The organism is Actinomycetota bacterium (assembly GCA_023488435.1).
In the GTDB taxonomy this organism is placed as follows: Bacteria; Actinomycetota; Coriobacteriia; order Anaerosomatales; family UBA912; genus UBA912.
In genome coordinates this window covers 1-16,905 of sequence record JAMDCK010000055.1, presented here as the reverse complement: position 1 = coordinate 16,905, position 16,905 = coordinate 1, and the positions used below count along the sequence as shown (strand labels likewise).

Here is a 16,905-nt window from a genome sequence, read left to right as displayed (position 1 = left end):
CGAAGCTCTCGAAGCAGGCGCTGCTTCGGCCTGTCGGCAAGCCCGCCGAAAGCCAGGCCCATGCGGAGCTGGAGGCCGCGCTGCTTTCGGCGATCAACTCCACAGGCATCGGCCCGGGTGGCTTCGGGGGTGACATCACGGCCCTTGCGGTCCACGTGAAGACGGCCCCGTCGCACATCGCGTCGATGCCCGTTGCGGTCAACCTCGGCTGCTGCGCCATCCGGTCTGTGAGCGTGGAAGTCGTTGGAAGCTGAGAGGGGCCTACCGCTACAGACGCACGAGGCGGTAGAGACGGCGCGCGGCGCGTACAGGCGGCTCGCTCGCAACGGGGGTTTTCGCAGGCTGTGGGTTGCGCAGTTCGTAAGCGGAGTAGGGGACTGGCTGGTCATCGGGTTTTTGATGCCCCTTGTCACCGCGCTTTCGGGTGGCTCGGCATTGGCGGTTGCGGGCATCCTGATCGCCAAGATCGTCCCTGCGTTGTTCCTCTCCTCGTTCATAGGCGCTCTGGTCGATCGCTTCGACCGACGAAAAACCATGATCGTCGCCGACATCGTCAGGGCGGTCCTGACGCTGGCGCTGTTCTTCACCAACAACCTGGCAGCCATCTATCTCGTGGTGCTGCTCATGGAGATCGCTTCGCTCTTCTTCTTCCCGTCGAGAAGCGCCCTCATTCCGCGCCTGGTCAAGCGGGAGGACGTTCCCGCCGCTCAGGGCCTTGCATACGCCACCCAACAGGCCAGCATGGTCATCGGCCTGGCGGCCTCGGGCGCGGTGCTCGCCGGGTTCGAGTCGATCGTCAGAGGCGTGATTACAGCCGATCTTCCCATTGTGGCAAGCTTGGTCGGCCTCTTCGCTCCGGCACTTCTAGGCCCACGCGCCGGAGTGTTCATCAACTCACTCACCTTCCTGCTTTCGGCGGCTCTGATCGTCGGCATCAAGGGCGACACGCGTGTGCAGCGCACGGCTGAGCGGTTGAACTTCCGCCTGATCGGCCGAGACGTACTCGAGTCCTTCCACTTCCTCCGAGCCCACCGCGAGCTGCGTGGCTTCATGGTCACCGTGGGGCTGGCGATCCTCGGCGGAGGGACGATCGTCCCCGTCGGCCTCGTGCATGTGCAGCGCAATCTGAGCGGAGATGGCTTCGGTCCACTGGGCGAGGTCCAGTTCCTCGAGACTCTGGTCGCTGCGCCACAGACCTTCATGCTGCTGTTTCTGGCGACCGGGATGCTGGCTGGCGGATTGTGGGTCCCCAAGCTAGCGGCGAGGGTGTCTCTCCAGCGACTGCTGCTCGCGGGGGTTGTCGGCTTCGGCGTGGCGATGGCGGTGTTCTCGCTGGTTACCACTTACGCGCTGGCGGGATTGTGCGCTGCGGTTGCCGGGGCCTGCATCGCGGCGGTCACAGTGGCCGGCAACACCTACGTCATCAGGAACGTTGCCGACGAGATCCGCGGCAGAGTCTTCACCGCACTCGAATCGCTTGTCAGGGTTGCGCTACCCCTCTCGATGGTGATCATGGCGCCACTCGGCGACCTTGTGGCGCGACTCGCCGAAGTCGCCTCGCGCTTCCTGGCGCTCGACCCCGGTCTGCCGCTGCCCACTGGATCGCAACTCAGCTTGCAGATCGCGGCATTGGTAGTGCTTGCCTCGGCAGTGTATGCTTTTCGCACACTGAACTGGCGCAACCGCGACGAAAGTACCCTGGATGCCTGAACCCATATCCTTCGATCTGCCTGCAGGACCTGACGCACTCCGCTCGTTGAAGGCCGGAGACGAGGTCCTGCTTTCTGGTGTCGTCTTCACCGCGCGGGACGCTGCGCATCTCCGGCTTGCCGAGGCGGTCCGAGCGACCCCCGGCGCCCTGCCGTTCGACCTTGCTGGACAGACGCTCTTCTACGCGGGGCCCACCCCCGCGGCTCCGGGCCGACCGGCGGGCTCGATCGGACCTACGACCGCCTCGCGGATGGATGCTCTCACGCCCGTGCTCCTTGAGGCCGGAACCGTCGCGATGATCGGCAAGGGACCACGATCCGAGGAAGTCCGAGCCGCTTGCGAGCGCTTCGGGGCTGTGTACTTCGCTGCGGTCGGCGGGATCGCTGCGCTGCTCGGCACGAGGATCCTGGATGCGACGCCAGTAGCCTATGCGGATCTGGGCCCCGAGGCGCTGGTGCGCCTCACGCTCGCGGAATTCCCGGCGATCGTGGCGATAGACGCGCACGGCAACGACCTCTATGCGACCGCCGCCACCGAGTGGGCCGCCGTCGCGACGGGGGCGACACCATGAGCGGCCGCGGCGTGTTCATCACCTTCGAAGGCGGCGAGGGCTGCGGCAAGTCGACGCAGATCGAACTGCTCGCCAAGCTTCTAGAGGAGCGCGGGCTGACAGTCGTCGTGATGCGCGAACCGGGCGGGACGCAAGTCGGCGAACGGGTCCGAGATGTGCTTCTCGACCCGGCTCTCGGCGAGATGACGATCCAGACAGAGCTTCTGCTCTACCAGGCCTCTCGCGCACAGCTAGTCGCCGAACGCATCCAGCCCGATCTGGCCGCAGGACGCATCGTGCTGTGCGACAGGTTCGCCGATTCGACGCTGGCGTATCAGGGCTTCGGCCGAGGACTGAGACTCGAGGAGATTTCTGCGCTCTCGGCGTTCGCCACGACGGGCCTCGTTCCCGACCTCACTTTCGTCCTCGACCTCGATCCCGACATCGGGCTGGTTAGGGCTGTCAAGAACGGAGCCGACCGGCTCGAGGCGGAGCACATCGCGTTCCATCGGCGGGTACAGGAGGGCTTTCGTACAATCGCAGCAAGCGAGCCTTCCCGTGTTGCGCTCATCGATGCGGCCGGAACGATAGAGGATGTCCACGACAGGGTGATAGCCGCAGTGCGCCGACTGCCTGTGATCAACATGCTGCTCACAGGACGACCAAGGTGATTGCGCGCTGTGTCTTGGACCGCCTAGTCGGCCAGAAGAAAGCCGCCGGATACCTGAAGAAGTCCGTCCGGGAAGGGACCATCGCCCACGCATACCTGTTCGTGGGGCCGCCCGGGACGGGTAAGAAGAGCGCCGCCAAGGCTTTCGCCTGCGCGATCATGTGCGGGGATGACGGATGCGGGGCATGCTCGGCGTGCAACCGGATCAAGAAAGGCGTCCACCCGGACGTGCAGGTGTGGGAACCTGAAGGCACCGCCAGCTACCTTCTGGACGAGCAGATTCGCCCGCTGATCCGCGACATCCAGTTAGCTCCCGTCGAATCCTCGCGCAAGGTCTATGTGCTAGCGCAGGCCGACCTCATGAGCGACTCGACCGCCAATGCGTTCCTCAAGACACTCGAGGAGCCACCGCCGGGCGTGACCATCATCCTGCTCGCGCCGCACTTCGAGTCGGTCCTGCCCACAATCGCCTCGCGTTGCATGGTCGTGCGCTTCTCGCAGATCGCCCCGCAGACCGCCGAGGCGATCCTCGCCGAGAAGACCGGTGCTGCTCCCGAAGAAGCGAAGGCCGCCCTGGCCGCGACCGGTGGAGTCCTGGCCCGCGCCGTGGAGTTCCTCGATTCTTCTTCCCGCCGAGAAGCACGGGTGCGAATCCTTGCTATACTCAAAGATCTTCCGGTCTACGACGGGTTCGATGTCCTGAAAGCCTCCAAGGATCTGCTGACGCTCGTGAACGCGCCGCTGGAAGAGGTCAAGATCGCTCAGGCCGCCGAGGTCAAAGAGCGCGAAGAGATCTTCGGCAAGTCGAAAGGGAAGGCGCTCGAGATCCGACATAAGCGCGAGCTTACTGCACGGGAGCGCGAGTCCGTCGGAGAGGTGCTGAGCATCACCGAGAGCTGGCTTCGGGATTGTCTGGCCCTTTCGCAGCACCTGGATGACATGGTAGTGAATATAGACGTCATCGACGCGATGTATGAGGTTGCGGCGGTCATCACTCCGCCGGCTGCGAATCGTGCGTTGGCGGCGGTTCGTGAGGCCCGTCGGCGAATCTCGTATAATGTGAGCTCGCAAATGGCTATCGATGCAATGCTATTCGACATTCGGGAGGTTCTGCTTTGCCCGCGATCGTAGGAGTACGACTCCGACTAGCGTCAAAGACACTATGGTTCGACCCGGCGGGACTGCCGCTGGCGGTCGGTGAATCCGTCATCGTTGAGACCGAGCGCGGACTCGAGATCGGCGTGATCGAAGAGGCCGAGCGCGAGGTGGAACGCGCAGAACTTGCGGCTCCGCTCAAGCCGGTTATCCGCCGCGCCTCCGAAGACGACGTTCGGCAGGCAAGCGAACTCGCCGAGAAGGAGGAGGTCGCCCGCGCGAAGTTCCGGGAGGCGATCAATAAGCACAAGCTCGACATGAAGCCTGTCGACGCGACCTATACCTTCAGTGGGGACAGGGTCATCTGCCATTTCACCGCCGAGGACAGAGTCGACTTCCGCGACCTTGTCAGGGATCTGGGGTCGGAGCTCAAGGTCCGAGTGGACATGCGTCAGATCGGCGTTCGGGACGAAGCCCGGATGGTCGGCGGGTGCGGACACTGCGGCGAGCAACTCTGCTGCTCCCGTTTCGGCGGGGGAGAGTTCCAGCCGGTCTCCATCAAGATGGCCAAGGAGCAGGATCTGTCTCTCAACCCCTTGAAAATCAGCGGATTGTGCGGCAGACTCATGTGCTGTCTGCGGTACGAGGTCGAAGCCTACAAGGACTTCAAGTCGCGTGCGCCTCGCAAGGGAGAGAAGATCGACACGCCAGTCGGCGAAGGTGCCGTGGCGGAGCTCCACACTCCGCGGGAGCGAGTCACGGTGCGAATCCCCCAGGCGGGGTCGATCACGGTACCGCTCGCGGCGATGAAGTGCGGCAAGGACAAAGGGTGCCCGTGTTCGATCGACCGCGAGGCACTCGATGAGTCGAAGGTCTCGCTGTCCGCACAGGCGATGTCGATGCTGACGCAAGGCGACCGACCTTTGCTGGAGCCCGCTGGTGAGCCCAAGCCGCGTAGACCGCGCGGTGAGAGCACGCGCAGCAAGAGCGAACCGAAGGGCGAGCAGAAGGCGGAGCCTAAGCGCGAGTCGAAGCGACGTCCTCGGCGAGGGCCGAAGGAAGAGACACCTGCCGCCGCCGAGCCGCCTTCGGGAGAACAGGCGCCTCGACGCAGACGAAGAAGGCGGAGATCGGGCGGGTCGGGCGGGTCCTCCGGGGCTCCCGCCAAGGAGTAGTTTCCCGCTACCGGGATGCCGACGTAGCTCAGCTGGTAGAGCAACGCACTCGTAATGCGTAGGTCAGGGGTTCGAGTCCCCTCGTCGGCTCCATCTTTCACCTGCGGAAACGCGTCTAGGATGGGCTCAATGGTGCATTCATCGGAGCCGCAATCGTGATATCCATTCTCCTATTGCCGTACGGGCCTCTCTCCGGGCTTTTCCGAGCGCGTCGATGGCCTCTCGTTTGAGGCATGCCCCTTATGCCATCCAGGGTTGTGTGATAATCTGCAAATTCGTAACACAATCGGTATGTGATTCTGGTATCCTTGCCACATCACAGCGGACAGAACGGGGTCGGCATCATGTATCTGCGTCCAAATGCTTCGAGGCTCGGCGCCATCATCGTCGCCATGCTCATGTTCGCGCTGTTGGCTTCCGGGTGCGCGCGCACCGGCCCGGAAAAAGCGCCCACGGCGTCAACCGAAGGGCAGCCCGCTGAGATCGTCGTGTCGCTTGGTGGCGAACCCGAGGCAGGATTCGATCCCATCTTCGGCTGGGGGCGGGACGGAAGCCCGTTGTTCCAGAGTACACTGCTCGCACGCAACGATGACCTTGGGATCGTCAACGACCTGGCCACAGGACACGAGGTGAGCGAAGACGGGCTGACGTGGACGGTCACCATCCGCGACGACGTGACTTTCCACGATGGCGAGCCCCTCACGGCGCACGATGTGGCGTTCACGTTCAACACGGCGAAAGAGAGCGGCTCTATCGTCGATCTCGGCGTCATGGAGTCCGCCGAGGCGACCGATGACACCACGGTCGTTTTCACGCTAAGTGAACCACGCTCGACTTTCGTGGTGCAGCTGATATCCCTTGGCATCGTGCCTCGGCACGCCTACGGGCCAGAATACGCGCTATCGCCGATAGGATCCGGCCCGTATCGATTCGTCGAATGGAGCCCGGGGCAACAGTTGATCGTCGAGGCTTATGCGGACTACCACGGCGGTGCTGTCGAGATTCAGCGCATCACGTTCCTGTTCATGGACGAGGACGCCACTCTCGCTGCGGCGAGAGCGGGTGAGCTCGATGTCGCTGCGGTGCCTGCTGCATTCGCGAGCCAGGACATCGCCGGGATGCGACTGATCCCCGTTCCGAGCGTCGACAATCGCGGCATCATGTTCCCGTTCCTCCCGGACGAGGGCGAGACCACTGGCGATGGTGCCCCGATCGGCAACGATGTCACTTCCGATGTCGCGATCCGCCGCGCCATCAACCTCGCCGTCGACCGGGACGCTCTCGTCGAAGGCGTGCTCGAGGGCTTCGGCTTCCCCGCCTTCTCGGTATCGGACGGACTGCCCTGGTCGAACCCGGCCGTCGTGTTCGAAGACGGTGATCTCGAAGGGGCCAAGGCGTTGCTCGACGAAGCCGGATGGATCAAAGGCCTCGGTTACACCGTCCGCGAGAAGAACGGACTGGAAGCCCGCTTCGAACTCATCTATCCGGCTGATGACATCATCCGCCAGTCTCTTGCGCTCGCGGTCGCCGACCAGATCCGGCAGATCGGCATCGAGATGACGCCCGTAGGCAAGAGCTGGGACGAGATCCGGATGGCGATGCACTCGGACGCCGTTCTCTTCGGGTGGGGAAGTCACGACCCCATCGAGATGTACAACCTTCATCACGGTACCCTTTCCGGTATGGAGTGGTGGAACCCCGGCTTCTATAAGAACCCCGTCGTCGACGCCTACATGGACCAGGCGCTTGCGGCGATCGATGAGGAGGAGGCTCTCGGCCTGTGGCGCAAAGCACAGTGGGACGGTGCAACAGGCATCTCGGGGTTGGCCGACGCCCCATGGTGCTGGCTTGTGAACCTCGACCACTGTTTCTTCGTCGCTGACAGGCTCGATATCGGAGACAGCCGCATCCAGCCTCACGGGCACGGTTGGCCGATAACAGCCAACATCACCGACTGGCGCTTGGAGTGATCGCTGGAGTAAACGCATGACCGCCGTCCTGACATACCTTGCAGGCAAGACGTTGCGCCTCGCTACATTGCTTGTCGCAGTATGCGCTCTTTCGTTCTGGCTGATGCACATCTCGCCCATCGATCCGGTGCAGGCTTATGTGGGTGCCGATATGATGCTCGTGAGCCCCGATCAGCGCGCAGCGATCGCCGAGCGCTGGGGACTTGACGAACCCCCGGTCGAGCAGTTCGTGCTTTGGGCCACATCGCTTGCCCGGGGAGACATGGGGACCTCGATGATCTACCGGCAGCCGGTCTCGACGGTGATAGGCGAGCGCTTCTTGGCTTCACTCGCCCTCATGGGGACCGCGTGGACGCTTTCGGGCGTGTTCGGGTTCGTGCTCGGCGTCATCGCGGGGCGGTTCCGCGGTACGCTGATCGACCGGGTCATCAGGTGGTACTGCCTCACGCTCGCCTCGACCCCGGCGTTCTGGCTCGGTCTGCTGCTGCTGATGGTCTTTGCCGTGTGGCTCGGCCTCCTGCCAGTGGGACTCGCATCGCCCGCGGGCATGCTTGCCGAGGACGTCACCTGGCTCGATCGCCTGCGCCACCTCGTCCTGCCCGCGCTCACCCTGAGTATCATCGGCGTGGCGAACATCGCGCTACACACGCGGCAGAAGCTCATCGATGTCCTGGCCAGTGACTATGCCATGTTCGCGCGCGCTCGCGGTGAATCCGAGACCGGCATCATCCTCCGCCATGGACTGCGCAACGTCGCGCTGCCCGCTCTGACATTGCAGTTCGTCGGCTTCAGCGAACTCTTCGGGGGCGCGGTCATTGCCGAGCAGGTCTTTTCCTATCCCGGGCTCGGTCAGGCGACGGTGCAGGCCGGGCTTCACGGGGACGTGCCGCTCTTGCTCGGTGCCGTCATCGTGAGCACGCTGTTCGTTTTTGTCGGCAACTTGGTCGCTGACCTGCTTTATCGCGCGATCGACCCGCGCACCAGGGCAAAGGCGCCCTCATGAACGGGGCCGCCCCCCAGACGCACCCGAGTGCCGGTCGCGTATCGTGCAGCCGCCTTGCTCTCAGCGGGCGCCAGCGCACGCTCCTGACCGCCGCGCTGGCCGCCCTCGCGCTCGGCGTGATCGTTGCGGCGGGGGTGCTGTTGCCCGACACACGCCTCGCCACCGACCTCGGCGCGAGGAACCAGGCACCCTCGCTCGCGAACCCTTTCGGTACCGACTGGCTCGGCCGCGACATGCTCACGCGCACTGCTCGCGGACTCACGACGAGCCTCGCCCTCGGCATGGCGGCGGCAAGCGTGAGCGCGCTCCTAGCACTTGCCCTCGGCATGGCGGCGGCCACACTCGGAAAGGCGGCCGACGCAGCTGTCTCGTGGCTCATCGATCTCTTCCTCAGCGTTCCGCATATCGTCTTACTGATACTCATCTCGTTTGCGTTCGGAGGGGGTGCTTGCGGGGTCATCATCGGCATCGTGTTGACGCATTGGCCCGCGCTCGCCCGGATCATACGCGCCGAGATCCTGGCGCTGCGAGGGTCGGAGTTCGTGCGCGTCTCGCGCCGACTAGGCAGATCGAACCTGCACATCGCCACCCGCCATATGTTCCCACACGTCTTCCCGCAGTTCCTCGTAGGACTCATCTTGTTGTTCCCGCATGCCATATTGCACGAGGCGGCGGTCACTTTCTTAGGTTTCGGCCTCCCGCCCCATGAACCCGCCGTAGGGATCATCCTTGCCGAGGCCATGATGCACCTGTCTACTGGGCGCTGGTGGCTGGCGCTTTTCCCAGGTCTGGCACTGCTCGCTATGGTCCGTGCGTTCGATATCCTTGGCGACAACACCCGAGCACTTCTTGACCCTAGGACAGCGCATGAGTGATCTCCTCGAGATCGTCGACGTCTCGGTGTCGTTCACGCGATATGAAGCCGGTTTGCGTCGCCAAAAGCTGGAAGTGCTCAGCGGGCTTTCGGTGGATGTCCGCCGAGGAGAGGTACTCGCGGTCATCGGCTCGAGCGGCTCGGGAAAGAGCCTGCTCGCCCACACCGTCCTCGGTATCCTGCCTGGCAACGCCGATGTAAGCGGCCTCATGCTCTTCGGTGGCGAAGAGCTCACGCCCGATCGCCAGCGGCAAGCACGCGGGCGCGAGATCGCGCTCGTGCCACAGGCCGTCACGTTCCTCGACCCGCTCATGCGCGTGGGCCCACAAGTCCGCTGGGGAGCGCCTGACAACGGCAACGGGAGCCGGACGCAGGCACAGCGGCATGTCTTCGCACGCTACGGCCTCACGTCCGAGGTCGAGCGCTCATTCCCGTCACAACTCTCCGGCGGGATGCTTCGTCGGGTGCTGCTATCGACCGCCGTGGTCTCCGGTGCCTCGCTCATCATCGCCGACGAACCCACGCCGGGACTCCATCCCGAGGCGGTCGCGGAGACGATGCGGCATCTGCGCGAGCTTGCCGACGAGGGCAGGGGCGTCATGCTCATCACGCACGACATCGAGACCGCTATCGGCATCGCTGACCGGATCGCGGTCTTATACTCAGGGACCGCCGTGGAGGTCTGTCCGGCGCGCGACTTCGTGTCAGACGGCGAGGCGCTCCGGCATCCGTACTCGCACGCGCTCTGGCGTGCGCTTCCGGGTAACGGTTTCACGCCCATGACGGGCGCCCAGCCGTCCTACGGCGACCTGCCGAACGGCTGCCTGTTCTACCCGCGCTGCGACCGTGCGACGCGCGAGTGCGCCGAGGAGCGCCCAGCGCTTCGTGACGTGCGAGACGGGACGGTGAGGTGCATCCATGTCACTTGAAGCCCGTGCCGTCGGTTTTCGCTACGGTTCAGGCCCATGGGTCTTCCGAAAGTTCGACATCACCGTGGGCGCTGGCGAGATGGTGGGGCTGCTCGGACCGAGCGGCTGCGGCAAGACCACGCTCGCGCGCTTGCTCGCAGGGCACGAGGACCCGCGCGAGGGCAGGGTCCTCTTCGACGGTGCAGCACTGCCGCGTGCCGGGTACTGCCCAGTGCAACTCGTGTCGCAACATCCCGAGCACGCGGTCAACCCGCGATGGCGGATGCGCGACATCATGTGTGAGGGATGGTCGATGGCAGAAGATACGATGGAGATGCTCAGCATACAGCCCGAGTGGCTGGACCGCTACCCCAGTGAGCTTTCCGGCGGCGAGATCCAGCGCTTCTGTGTGGCACGCACTCTTTCGCCGAGTACCCGGATCCTCATCGCGGACGAGATGACGACGATGCTCGACGCGATCACCCAGGCGCAGCTCTGGCGTGCTGTACGCGAGACCGTGGACCAGCGTGGCCTCGGCGTGCTCGTTGTCAGTCACGAGCGGGCGCTGATCGACGCTCTGTGCGACCGGACGGTTGCTCTGGAGGCGGCCGACGCGCCGGAGCCATAGAGGCATCGATGCTATCCAAGCAGACTTCTCCCCACACTGACCTACGACCCGGCCCACACCCGATCAAGACGGATTTCGTCGCCTTTTGGTATTGCCTCACCTTGTAACACGTGATACCTTACACCGATATCATCCGTGCCGGATGTTTATAGATGCATTGTTTCGGGCATAATATGCAGCCAAAATGCATTTTTCACGGTGATTATCGTTCCTAAGGGATGGGGACCGAATGCCGCAGGACTACTTGACTCTAGGAATGTTCGTGATCGTCGGGCTGTTGTTCACAGCCGCCGCGGTCACTGCCTCCAACCTGCTCAGTCCGTCGGCACCCAGCGCGGCCAAAAGTGCCACTTACGAGTGTGGAAGTAAGCCCATCGGTCTGCCCTGGGTCCAGTTCCGAGTCGGCTACTACGTATACGCACTGCTCTTTCTCGCCTTCGACATCGAAACGGTATTTCTCTTTCCCTGGGCGCTCGCGTTCGGCCTGATGGGCATGGAAGTCCTTTGGGCCATGACGATATTCGTCATCATCCTCGACATCGGACTCGTGTACGCATGGAAAGAGGGTGCATTCGAGTGGCGATAGACAAGCTGACAGGCGAGAATTCGCTCGCCTTCATCAAAAGTGAACAGCTCTTCGACTATGCCAGGAGCAACTCCCTTTGGTACCTGGCTTTCGGGAGCGCGTGTTGCGCGATCGAGGGCTTGATGCATGCAAGTGGTCCGCGCTTCGACTTCGATCGCATGGGTGTGTTCTTCCGCGCCTCACCGCGTCAGGCCGATGTCATGATCGTTGCTGGGACCGTCAACCTCAAACTTGCCGAGACGGTCCGTACCCTGTATGACCAGATGCCCGAGCCCAAGTGGGTCGTTGCCTTCGGGGCATGCGCCAACACTGGAGGCCCTTTCCGCGAATACCCCAATGTGCTCTTGGGGGTCGACAAGATATTGCCGGTGGATGTGTACGTTCCGGGATGCCCTCCGCGCCCGGAATCCATCCATTTCGCCTTCAGGGAGCTGCAGAAGAAGATCAGGGGAAGAGCGGAGGAGCGCCTTGAGGCCAGACGTGACAGCCGTTGATCGGGCGCTAACATCCTTCGGGTCCAAGTATTCGGTCTGCGATGCGCAGGTCGGTATCATCGTCGCCTGCGACCAAAGCGACGCCCTGCCCATACTGCAGGCTCTTCGTGACAGCGAGCTCGACTTTGCGATGCTTCTCGACCTGTTCGGTCGTGACGTCGATGGAAAGATCGAGATCACATATCACTTGCGCTCCTACTCCAGGGACCAGGAGCTTTACGTACGCTGTCACCTCGATCACGACGGCGACCTGCACTCCGTTTGGACTGTTTACCCCTCGGCGCTCATGCCAGAGCGTGAAACCGCTGAGCTCTACGGCCTGACCCTGAGCGATCACCCCAATCCCAAACGCCTTCTCACAACAGATGGAGTGCCTCCGCTGTTGCGCAAGTCGGTTCCGATCCGCACCGTCGAGGAGGTGCGCAGCCGGTGACCGAACCTCACTTCACAGTCACGGAATCCGGGCTGATGACGCCCGAAGGGATGTACATCCCGGGTGAGCCACCCAAGGGCATCCGTCGGATCCCGAAGGGCGTGGATCGCCTCGGCACGGAGCACCTGATCGTCAACATGGGACCGCAACATCCTTCGACACACGGAGTCTTGCACCTCATCGTCGAGCTTGACGGCGAGGAGGTCGTCACCGTAGAGGTGTCGATCGGTTTCCTCCACCGAGGGATCGAGAAGCTGGCAGAGTCGCGACGATTCGATCATCTCGGCACGCTCATGGACCGGGGGGACTATGTCTCGGTGATCCATGGCGAACAGGCGGTTGCACTGGCTGTCGAGAAGCTGATGGAGATCGAGGTACCCGCAAAGGCGGCGTGGATCCGTACGCTTACGGCAGAGTTGACCCGTCTGGCGAGTCATTTGGTCTGGTTCGGGACGTTCGGACTGGACACAGGTGCGATGGGGCAGTTCTTGTACGCGATGCGCGATCGGGAGGTGCTGCTCGACATCCTCGAGGAGATCTCCGGCCAGCGCATGATGTTCAACTACGTCCGCCCAGGAGGCGTCGTAGCCGACCTGCCGACGGGTATCGAGTCGAGAATCCTCTCCTTCTGCGACACCTTCGAGGTCTACCTCGAGGAGCACGATGCGCTTCTGGGTGGCAACGAGATCTTTCAGGCGCGGGTCAAGGGTATCGGTGTCGTGAGCAAAGAGACCGCTCTGGCCTTCGGCCTGACCGGGGCTAACTTGCGGGCATCCGGACTGGGCTTCGATGTTCGCCGGGATCGTCCATACGACGCATACCCTGAGCTGGAGTTCGACATACCCATAGGCACCATAGGGGACTCGTGGGACCGCTACACGGTGCGCATGGAGGAGATGCGTCAATCACTGAGGATGATCAGGCAGCTCGTGGGCGGGATGCCCGGCGGGCCGTTCACTGCCAAAGTCCCCAAAGTGCTGCGCCCCCCGGCCGGCGAGGTGTACGCCTCAGTCGAATCCAGCCGAGGAGAGACCGGCATCCACCTGTTCACTGACGGAGGCACCACGCCGTATCGCATGCACTACAGGGCCGCCTCGCTCTTCACATGTCAGCTGTTCGAGGAGATCCTTCCGGGACACTTGTTCGCTGATGCGTGTATGTTGTTGGGCTCCTTCGACATCATGCTAGGAGAGGTGGACCGATGAGCCCTGAACTCGCATCTCTTCTTCGCATATTGGCGGCTGTAGGTCTCATGCTCATGAACGGCGTGATCCTTATCTACATGCTCCGTCGTGTACTCGGTCGGCTGCATCAGCGTCTCGGACCCGTCCACGTCGGTCCACAAGGGCTGCTGCAGACGCCGATGGACGTCTTGAAGTTGCTCACCAAGGAAGACATCACGCCAACTAACGTCGACAAGGCACTCTATTTCATCGCGCCGGCGGCTGTCTTCACCCCATCGTTGATGGCGTACGCGGCTATTCCGTTCTCGCCGACCTGGATGGTCACGGACCTCGACACTGGGCTGTTATACACATTGGTGGTCATGTCTTTGGTCTCGATGGGACTGTTGATGGCCGGGTGGGCCAGCGCTAACAAGTGGTCGTTGATCGGCGGCATGCGCTCGGTAGGACAGCACATCGCATACGAGATACCGCTACTCCTCTCGGTCCTCCCTGTGGTCATGTATGTGGGCACTCTCAATCTGAGCAGCATTGTGGAGGCGCAATCCGGTACCTGGTTGGGGATACTTCCGCAGTGGTTCATCACCAACCCGCTGTTCTGGCCGGCGTTCATCATCTTCATCGTGTCTGCGCTGATCAAGGTCAATCAGACCCCCTTCGACATGTCTGAGGCCGAGTCCGAGCTGGTCGCCGGATTCGCGACCGAATACTCGTCGATGAAGTTCGGCTTGTTCTTCCTATCGGAGTTCAGTAACTCCTTCATCGTCTCGGCATTGGCGGTCACTCTCTTCTTCGGCGGATGGACGCTGCCGTTCGTTCCCGATGAGGTGCTCGCCCCGATTGCGCCTGTGGTGTTCATGCTCAAGGTGTACGTCGGCATTTTCGTCCTTATGTGGATCAGGGGCACACTGCCCCGGGTCAGGATGGATCACCTCATGCAGTTCGCGTGGAAGATTCTGATTCCTGCGGTGCTCACCTGGATCCTGGTTTTCGGCTTCATCATCAAGCTCTTCGACCTGGGAAGGCCGGTGGGCTGAGGTGTGGGGCAAAGGGATACTCAATGGCATGCGGATTACCATGCGCAACATGCTGCGGGGGCCGATCACGGTCCGCTACCCGTACGAGAGGGTCACGCTGCCCGAGCGTGCGCGCTGGGCCGTTGAGGTTGTCCGCGACGAGTCGGGAGCACACAAGTGCACCGCATGCATGACGTGCGTTCGCGCGTGCCCGGACCACATACTGGACCTACAATTCACAACTGCCGAGGACAAATCCAAGCACATCGATTACCTGCGGTATGAGATGGGCGCCTGCATGATGTGCGGGCTGTGTGTTGAAGCTTGCCCGTTCGGCGCACTCAAGATGGGCCAGGATTATGAGCTCGCGAAATATACCAGGGATGAGCTGACCGTCGACCTCATGGTGGACGAGCCAGCGGCAGCGCCCGTGCGCGCCAAGCGGGCCTCGGAAGCTCCTGCAGCGGGTGGCGCGAAGGATGCAAGGGGAGGTGACTCCGATGGGTGAGAGCGTGAACACGATCGCATTCTTGGTGTTGGCGCTAGCGGCCGTCGGTGGAGCCGTTGGAATGCTTACCTCACGAAACATCATGTACGCGGCGTTCTGGCTGCTGTGGACGATGCTTTCTGTCGGAGGCCTTTATCTGCTGCTCTCCGCCGAGTTCCTCGCCCTCATCCAAGTCATGGTCTACGCCGGCGCCGTATCGGTGCTGATGCTGTTCGTCATCATGCTGACTCTTCGCCGACGCGAGGATGCCGTGCGGTCCCTGGACTTCTCGCCATCAGCGGCACTCTTGGCAGCGGTGTTCCTCGGGATAATGTATTACGGGATTTCGAATGCGACGTTCCCTGAGGTCGCGCCTTTGGCAGAGGCGCCGAACACTGCTGATCTGGGAGTCGTCCTGTTCACGATGGAGGGCGGCTGGTTGCTGCCGTTCGAGATCTCCGCTTTGGTGTTGCTGGCCGCACTAGTTGCGGCTGTCTGGTGGACGAAAGGTCAGGACAGCAAATGAACATCGGACTCGAGGCTTTCCTGGGACTTTCTGCGGTGCTCTTCGCACTGGGGCTTTATGGAGCACTCTCGAAGCGCAGCGCTGTGATGGTGCTGATGTCGCTGGAGCTGATGGCGGTGGCCGTCGGCTTGAACCTTGTGGCTTTCTCGCGCTTCGTCACACCTGAGGCGATGACCGGACAGGCATTCGCCATATTCGCGATGGTCGTCTCGGCGGCTGAGATCGGTCTGGCGCTCGCCATCGTCATCGCGATCTATCGTCATGCACGCTCGGTCGAGCTTTCGGCCTTGGAAAGATTGAAGGGGTAGCGGGTGACATACATCCCAGCCATACCCCTGCTTCCGGCGCTCGCATTCCTCGCGCTGCTACCGCTGTCGTGTGCTGCTCGCAATCGTGCGATCTGGCTGCCGCTGGGCGCAATCGTAGTGTCCCTCGTCCTATCGCTCATGGCGTTTGCGGCGGTCTGGCCGGGCGGTGCCGAGAAGGCCGCCGAGCCCGTCTACCACGAGTCGATACCCATTGCGACGGTCGGAGAGGGCACCATCGACCTGGGCCTTAGGCTCGATCCGATCTCGGCCGCGATGCTCCTCGTAATCACGGTCGTGGCGCTTTGCGTGCAGGTGTTCTCTCTGGGCTACATGCGCAAGGACCCGCGCGTGGGCTGGTACTATGCCGTGCTGTCCCTGTTCACCGCCGCCATGCTGGCGTTGGTGCTCGCCGATAACTTCCTGATGCTCTACATCATGTGGGAGATCATGGGGCTGTGCTCGTATCTCCTGATTGGCTTTTGGCACGAGAAGGAAGGGCCACGCAAAGCCGCGCTCAAGGCGTTTCTGACGACTCGGGTCGGGGATATCGGGTTTGCGATCGGGCTTTTCGTGATGTTCGTGACCGTCGGCAGCTTCGAGTTCGATGCGGTGCTCGGTTCGGCTGCCGAATGGGCTCCCGGAGTAGCCACCACCGTCGCGTTGCTGCTGTTCTTCGGAGCGATGGGCAAGTCTGCGCAGGTGCCGTTGCATGTGTGGTTGCCCGACGCAATGGCAGGCCCGACGCCCGCCTCGGCGCTAATTCACGCAGCCACGATGGTCGCAGCCGGCGTCTATCTGGTCGCCCGCTCGATGCCGATATTCGAGGCCAGCGGGGTCGCGCTGCAGGTTGTGCTGGTAGTGGGACTGATCACCGCGATAGTCGGCGGACTGCTCGCACTGGTCCAGCACGACATCAAGAAGGTGCTTGCGTACTCTACTATCAGCCAGCTCGGGTACATGTTCATCGCGCTTGGCGTCGGTAGCGTGATCGCTGGGATGTACCACCTGATCACCCATGCGTTCTTCAAGTCGCTGCTCTTCCTCGCAGCTGGCGTGCTCATCCACGCGTATCACAATCAAGACATGCGCAAGATGGGCGGGGCCGCACGGGCGCTACCGATCACGTCGGCTGTGTTCGCTGTCGGCTCTTTGGCGCTCGCCGGCATCTTCCCGTTCTCGGGCTTCTGGTCCAAAGACGAGATCATCCTCGTGCTCACGAAGGACGGACATTATCTAGCCGCTGCCGGAGCACTGTTCGCCGGCTTCATCACCGCATTCTACGTGGCGC

General features: G+C 62.6%; 20 protein-coding genes and 1 tRNA gene. All 21 read left to right on the top strand.

All coding sequences use genetic code 11. From position 1 onward, the window contains the following. On the top strand, window positions 1-254 hold a 254-nt coding region (locus tag M1617_07415), incomplete at its 5' end, for a fumarate hydratase (protein ID MCL5888097.1). Then, window positions 244-1,710: an MFS transporter gene (locus tag M1617_07410; protein MCL5888096.1), complete on the top strand. Its 1,467-nt coding sequence runs from the start codon at window positions 244-246 to the stop codon at window positions 1,708-1,710. The genes M1617_07415 and M1617_07410, both read left to right, overlap by 11 nt. Continuing rightward, a complete protein-coding gene (locus tag M1617_07405) occupies window positions 1,703-2,281 on the top strand; it encodes a FumA C-terminus/TtdB family hydratase beta subunit (GenBank protein ID MCL5888095.1) in 579 nt (192 codons plus the stop codon). The genes M1617_07410 and M1617_07405 overlap by 8 nt, the downstream gene beginning before the upstream one ends. After that, on the top strand, window positions 2,278-2,931 hold the full coding sequence (tmk, locus tag M1617_07400) for a dTMP kinase (GenBank protein ID MCL5888094.1): 654 nt from the start codon (window positions 2,278-2,280) through the stop codon (window positions 2,929-2,931). Before M1617_07405 ends, tmk begins: the two co-directional genes overlap by 4 nt. Then, window positions 2,928-4,061 carry a DNA polymerase III subunit delta' gene (gene holB, locus M1617_07395; GenBank protein MCL5888093.1) on the top strand — a complete coding sequence of 378 codons (1,134 nt, stop codon included), beginning with the start codon at window positions 2,928-2,930 and terminating at the stop codon, window positions 4,059-4,061. The genes tmk and holB overlap by 4 nt, the downstream gene beginning before the upstream one ends. After that, window positions 4,046-5,200, top strand: a complete 1,155-nt coding sequence (locus tag M1617_07390; protein MCL5888092.1) for a tpl protein — start codon at window positions 4,046-4,048, stop codon at window positions 5,198-5,200. The genes holB and M1617_07390 overlap by 16 nt, the downstream gene beginning before the upstream one ends. A 17-nt stretch (window positions 5,201-5,217) precedes the next feature. Next, a tRNA-Thr gene (locus M1617_07385) sits at window positions 5,218-5,293 on the top strand. 251 nt (window positions 5,294-5,544) lie between these two features. Then, window positions 5,545-7,170, top strand: coding sequence for an ABC transporter substrate-binding protein (locus M1617_07380; GenBank protein ID MCL5888091.1), 1,626 nt, complete (start codon window positions 5,545-5,547; stop codon window positions 7,168-7,170). A gap of 16 nt (window positions 7,171-7,186) precedes the next feature. Next, window positions 7,187-8,173: an ABC transporter permease gene (locus M1617_07375; GenBank protein ID MCL5888090.1), complete on the top strand. Its 987-nt coding sequence runs from the start codon at window positions 7,187-7,189 to the stop codon at window positions 8,171-8,173. Then, entirely contained in the window at window positions 8,170-9,048 is an 879-nt protein-coding gene (locus M1617_07370) for an ABC transporter permease (protein MCL5888089.1), read from the top strand. Before M1617_07375 ends, M1617_07370 begins: the two co-directional genes overlap by 4 nt. Then, window positions 9,041-9,976: an ABC transporter ATP-binding protein gene (locus M1617_07365; GenBank protein MCL5888088.1), complete on the top strand. Its 936-nt coding sequence runs from the start codon at window positions 9,041-9,043 to the stop codon at window positions 9,974-9,976. The genes M1617_07370 and M1617_07365 overlap by 8 nt, the downstream gene beginning before the upstream one ends. Continuing rightward, window positions 9,966-10,583, top strand: coding sequence for an ATP-binding cassette domain-containing protein (locus M1617_07360; protein MCL5888087.1), 618 nt, complete (start codon window positions 9,966-9,968; stop codon window positions 10,581-10,583). The genes M1617_07365 and M1617_07360 overlap by 11 nt, the downstream gene beginning before the upstream one ends. A 229-nt stretch (window positions 10,584-10,812) precedes the next feature. Continuing rightward, complete coding sequence (locus M1617_07355; protein ID MCL5888086.1) at window positions 10,813-11,169, top strand: NADH-quinone oxidoreductase subunit A; 357 nt, start codon at window positions 10,813-10,815, stop codon at window positions 11,167-11,169. Next, complete coding sequence (locus M1617_07350) at window positions 11,166-11,663, top strand: NADH-quinone oxidoreductase subunit B (protein MCL5888085.1); 498 nt, start codon at window positions 11,166-11,168, stop codon at window positions 11,661-11,663. Before M1617_07355 ends, M1617_07350 begins: the two co-directional genes overlap by 4 nt. Continuing rightward, on the top strand, window positions 11,638-12,096 hold the full coding sequence (locus M1617_07345; protein MCL5888084.1) for an NADH-quinone oxidoreductase subunit C: 459 nt from the start codon (window positions 11,638-11,640) through the stop codon (window positions 12,094-12,096). Before M1617_07350 ends, M1617_07345 begins: the two co-directional genes overlap by 26 nt. Then, entirely contained in the window at window positions 12,093-13,301 is a 1,209-nt protein-coding gene (locus tag M1617_07340; GenBank protein ID MCL5888083.1) for an NADH-quinone oxidoreductase subunit D, read from the top strand. The genes M1617_07345 and M1617_07340 overlap by 4 nt, the downstream gene beginning before the upstream one ends. Next, the gene (gene nuoH / locus M1617_07335; protein MCL5888082.1) at window positions 13,298-14,317 is read left to right on the top strand and encodes an NADH-quinone oxidoreductase subunit NuoH; all 1,020 of its coding nucleotides are present in this window, start codon (window positions 13,298-13,300) and stop codon (window positions 14,315-14,317) included. Before M1617_07340 ends, nuoH begins: the two co-directional genes overlap by 4 nt. 28 nt (window positions 14,318-14,345) lie before the next feature. Continuing rightward, the gene (locus tag M1617_07330; GenBank protein MCL5888081.1) at window positions 14,346-14,804 is read left to right on the top strand and encodes a 4Fe-4S binding protein; all 459 of its coding nucleotides are present in this window, start codon (window positions 14,346-14,348) and stop codon (window positions 14,802-14,804) included. Further along, window positions 14,797-15,309 carry an NADH-quinone oxidoreductase subunit J gene (locus M1617_07325; GenBank protein ID MCL5888080.1) on the top strand — a complete coding sequence of 171 codons (513 nt, stop codon included), beginning with the start codon at window positions 14,797-14,799 and terminating at the stop codon, window positions 15,307-15,309. The genes M1617_07330 and M1617_07325 overlap by 8 nt, the downstream gene beginning before the upstream one ends. Then, complete coding sequence (nuoK, locus tag M1617_07320; GenBank protein MCL5888079.1) at window positions 15,306-15,617, top strand: NADH-quinone oxidoreductase subunit NuoK; 312 nt, start codon at window positions 15,306-15,308, stop codon at window positions 15,615-15,617. Before M1617_07325 ends, nuoK begins: the two co-directional genes overlap by 4 nt. Window positions 15,618-15,620: 3 nt before the next feature. Beyond that, a partial coding sequence (locus M1617_07315; protein ID MCL5888078.1) for an NADH-quinone oxidoreductase subunit L occupies window positions 15,621-16,905 on the top strand: 1,285 nt, incomplete at its 3' end.

Bases quoted from the DNA above. Each gene is read 5' to 3' on its own strand.
- M1617_07405 (MCL5888095.1), top strand. From the start codon at position 1,703: ATGCCTGAACCCATATCCTTCGATCTGCCTGCAGGACCTGACGCACTC.
- tmk (MCL5888094.1), top strand. From the start codon at position 2,278: ATGAGCGGCCGCGGCGTGTTCATCACCTTCGAAGGCGGCGAGGGCTGC.
- M1617_07380 (MCL5888091.1), top strand. From the start codon at position 5,545: ATGTATCTGCGTCCAAATGCTTCGAGGCTCGGCGCCATCATCGTCGCC.
- M1617_07375 (MCL5888090.1), top strand. From the start codon at position 7,187: ATGACCGCCGTCCTGACATACCTTGCAGGCAAGACGTTGCGCCTCGCT.
- M1617_07370 (MCL5888089.1), top strand. From the start codon at position 8,170: ATGAACGGGGCCGCCCCCCAGACGCACCCGAGTGCCGGTCGCGTATCG.
- M1617_07365 (MCL5888088.1), top strand. From the start codon at position 9,041: ATGAGTGATCTCCTCGAGATCGTCGACGTCTCGGTGTCGTTCACGCGA.
- M1617_07360 (MCL5888087.1), top strand. From the start codon at position 9,966: ATGTCACTTGAAGCCCGTGCCGTCGGTTTTCGCTACGGTTCAGGCCCA.
- M1617_07355 (MCL5888086.1), top strand. From the start codon at position 10,813: ATGCCGCAGGACTACTTGACTCTAGGAATGTTCGTGATCGTCGGGCTG.
- nuoH (MCL5888082.1), top strand. From the start codon at position 13,298: ATGAGCCCTGAACTCGCATCTCTTCTTCGCATATTGGCGGCTGTAGGT.
- M1617_07330 (MCL5888081.1), top strand. From the start codon at position 14,346: ATGCGGATTACCATGCGCAACATGCTGCGGGGGCCGATCACGGTCCGC.
- M1617_07325 (MCL5888080.1), top strand. From the start codon at position 14,797: ATGGGTGAGAGCGTGAACACGATCGCATTCTTGGTGTTGGCGCTAGCG.
- nuoK (MCL5888079.1), top strand. From the start codon at position 15,306: ATGAACATCGGACTCGAGGCTTTCCTGGGACTTTCTGCGGTGCTCTTC.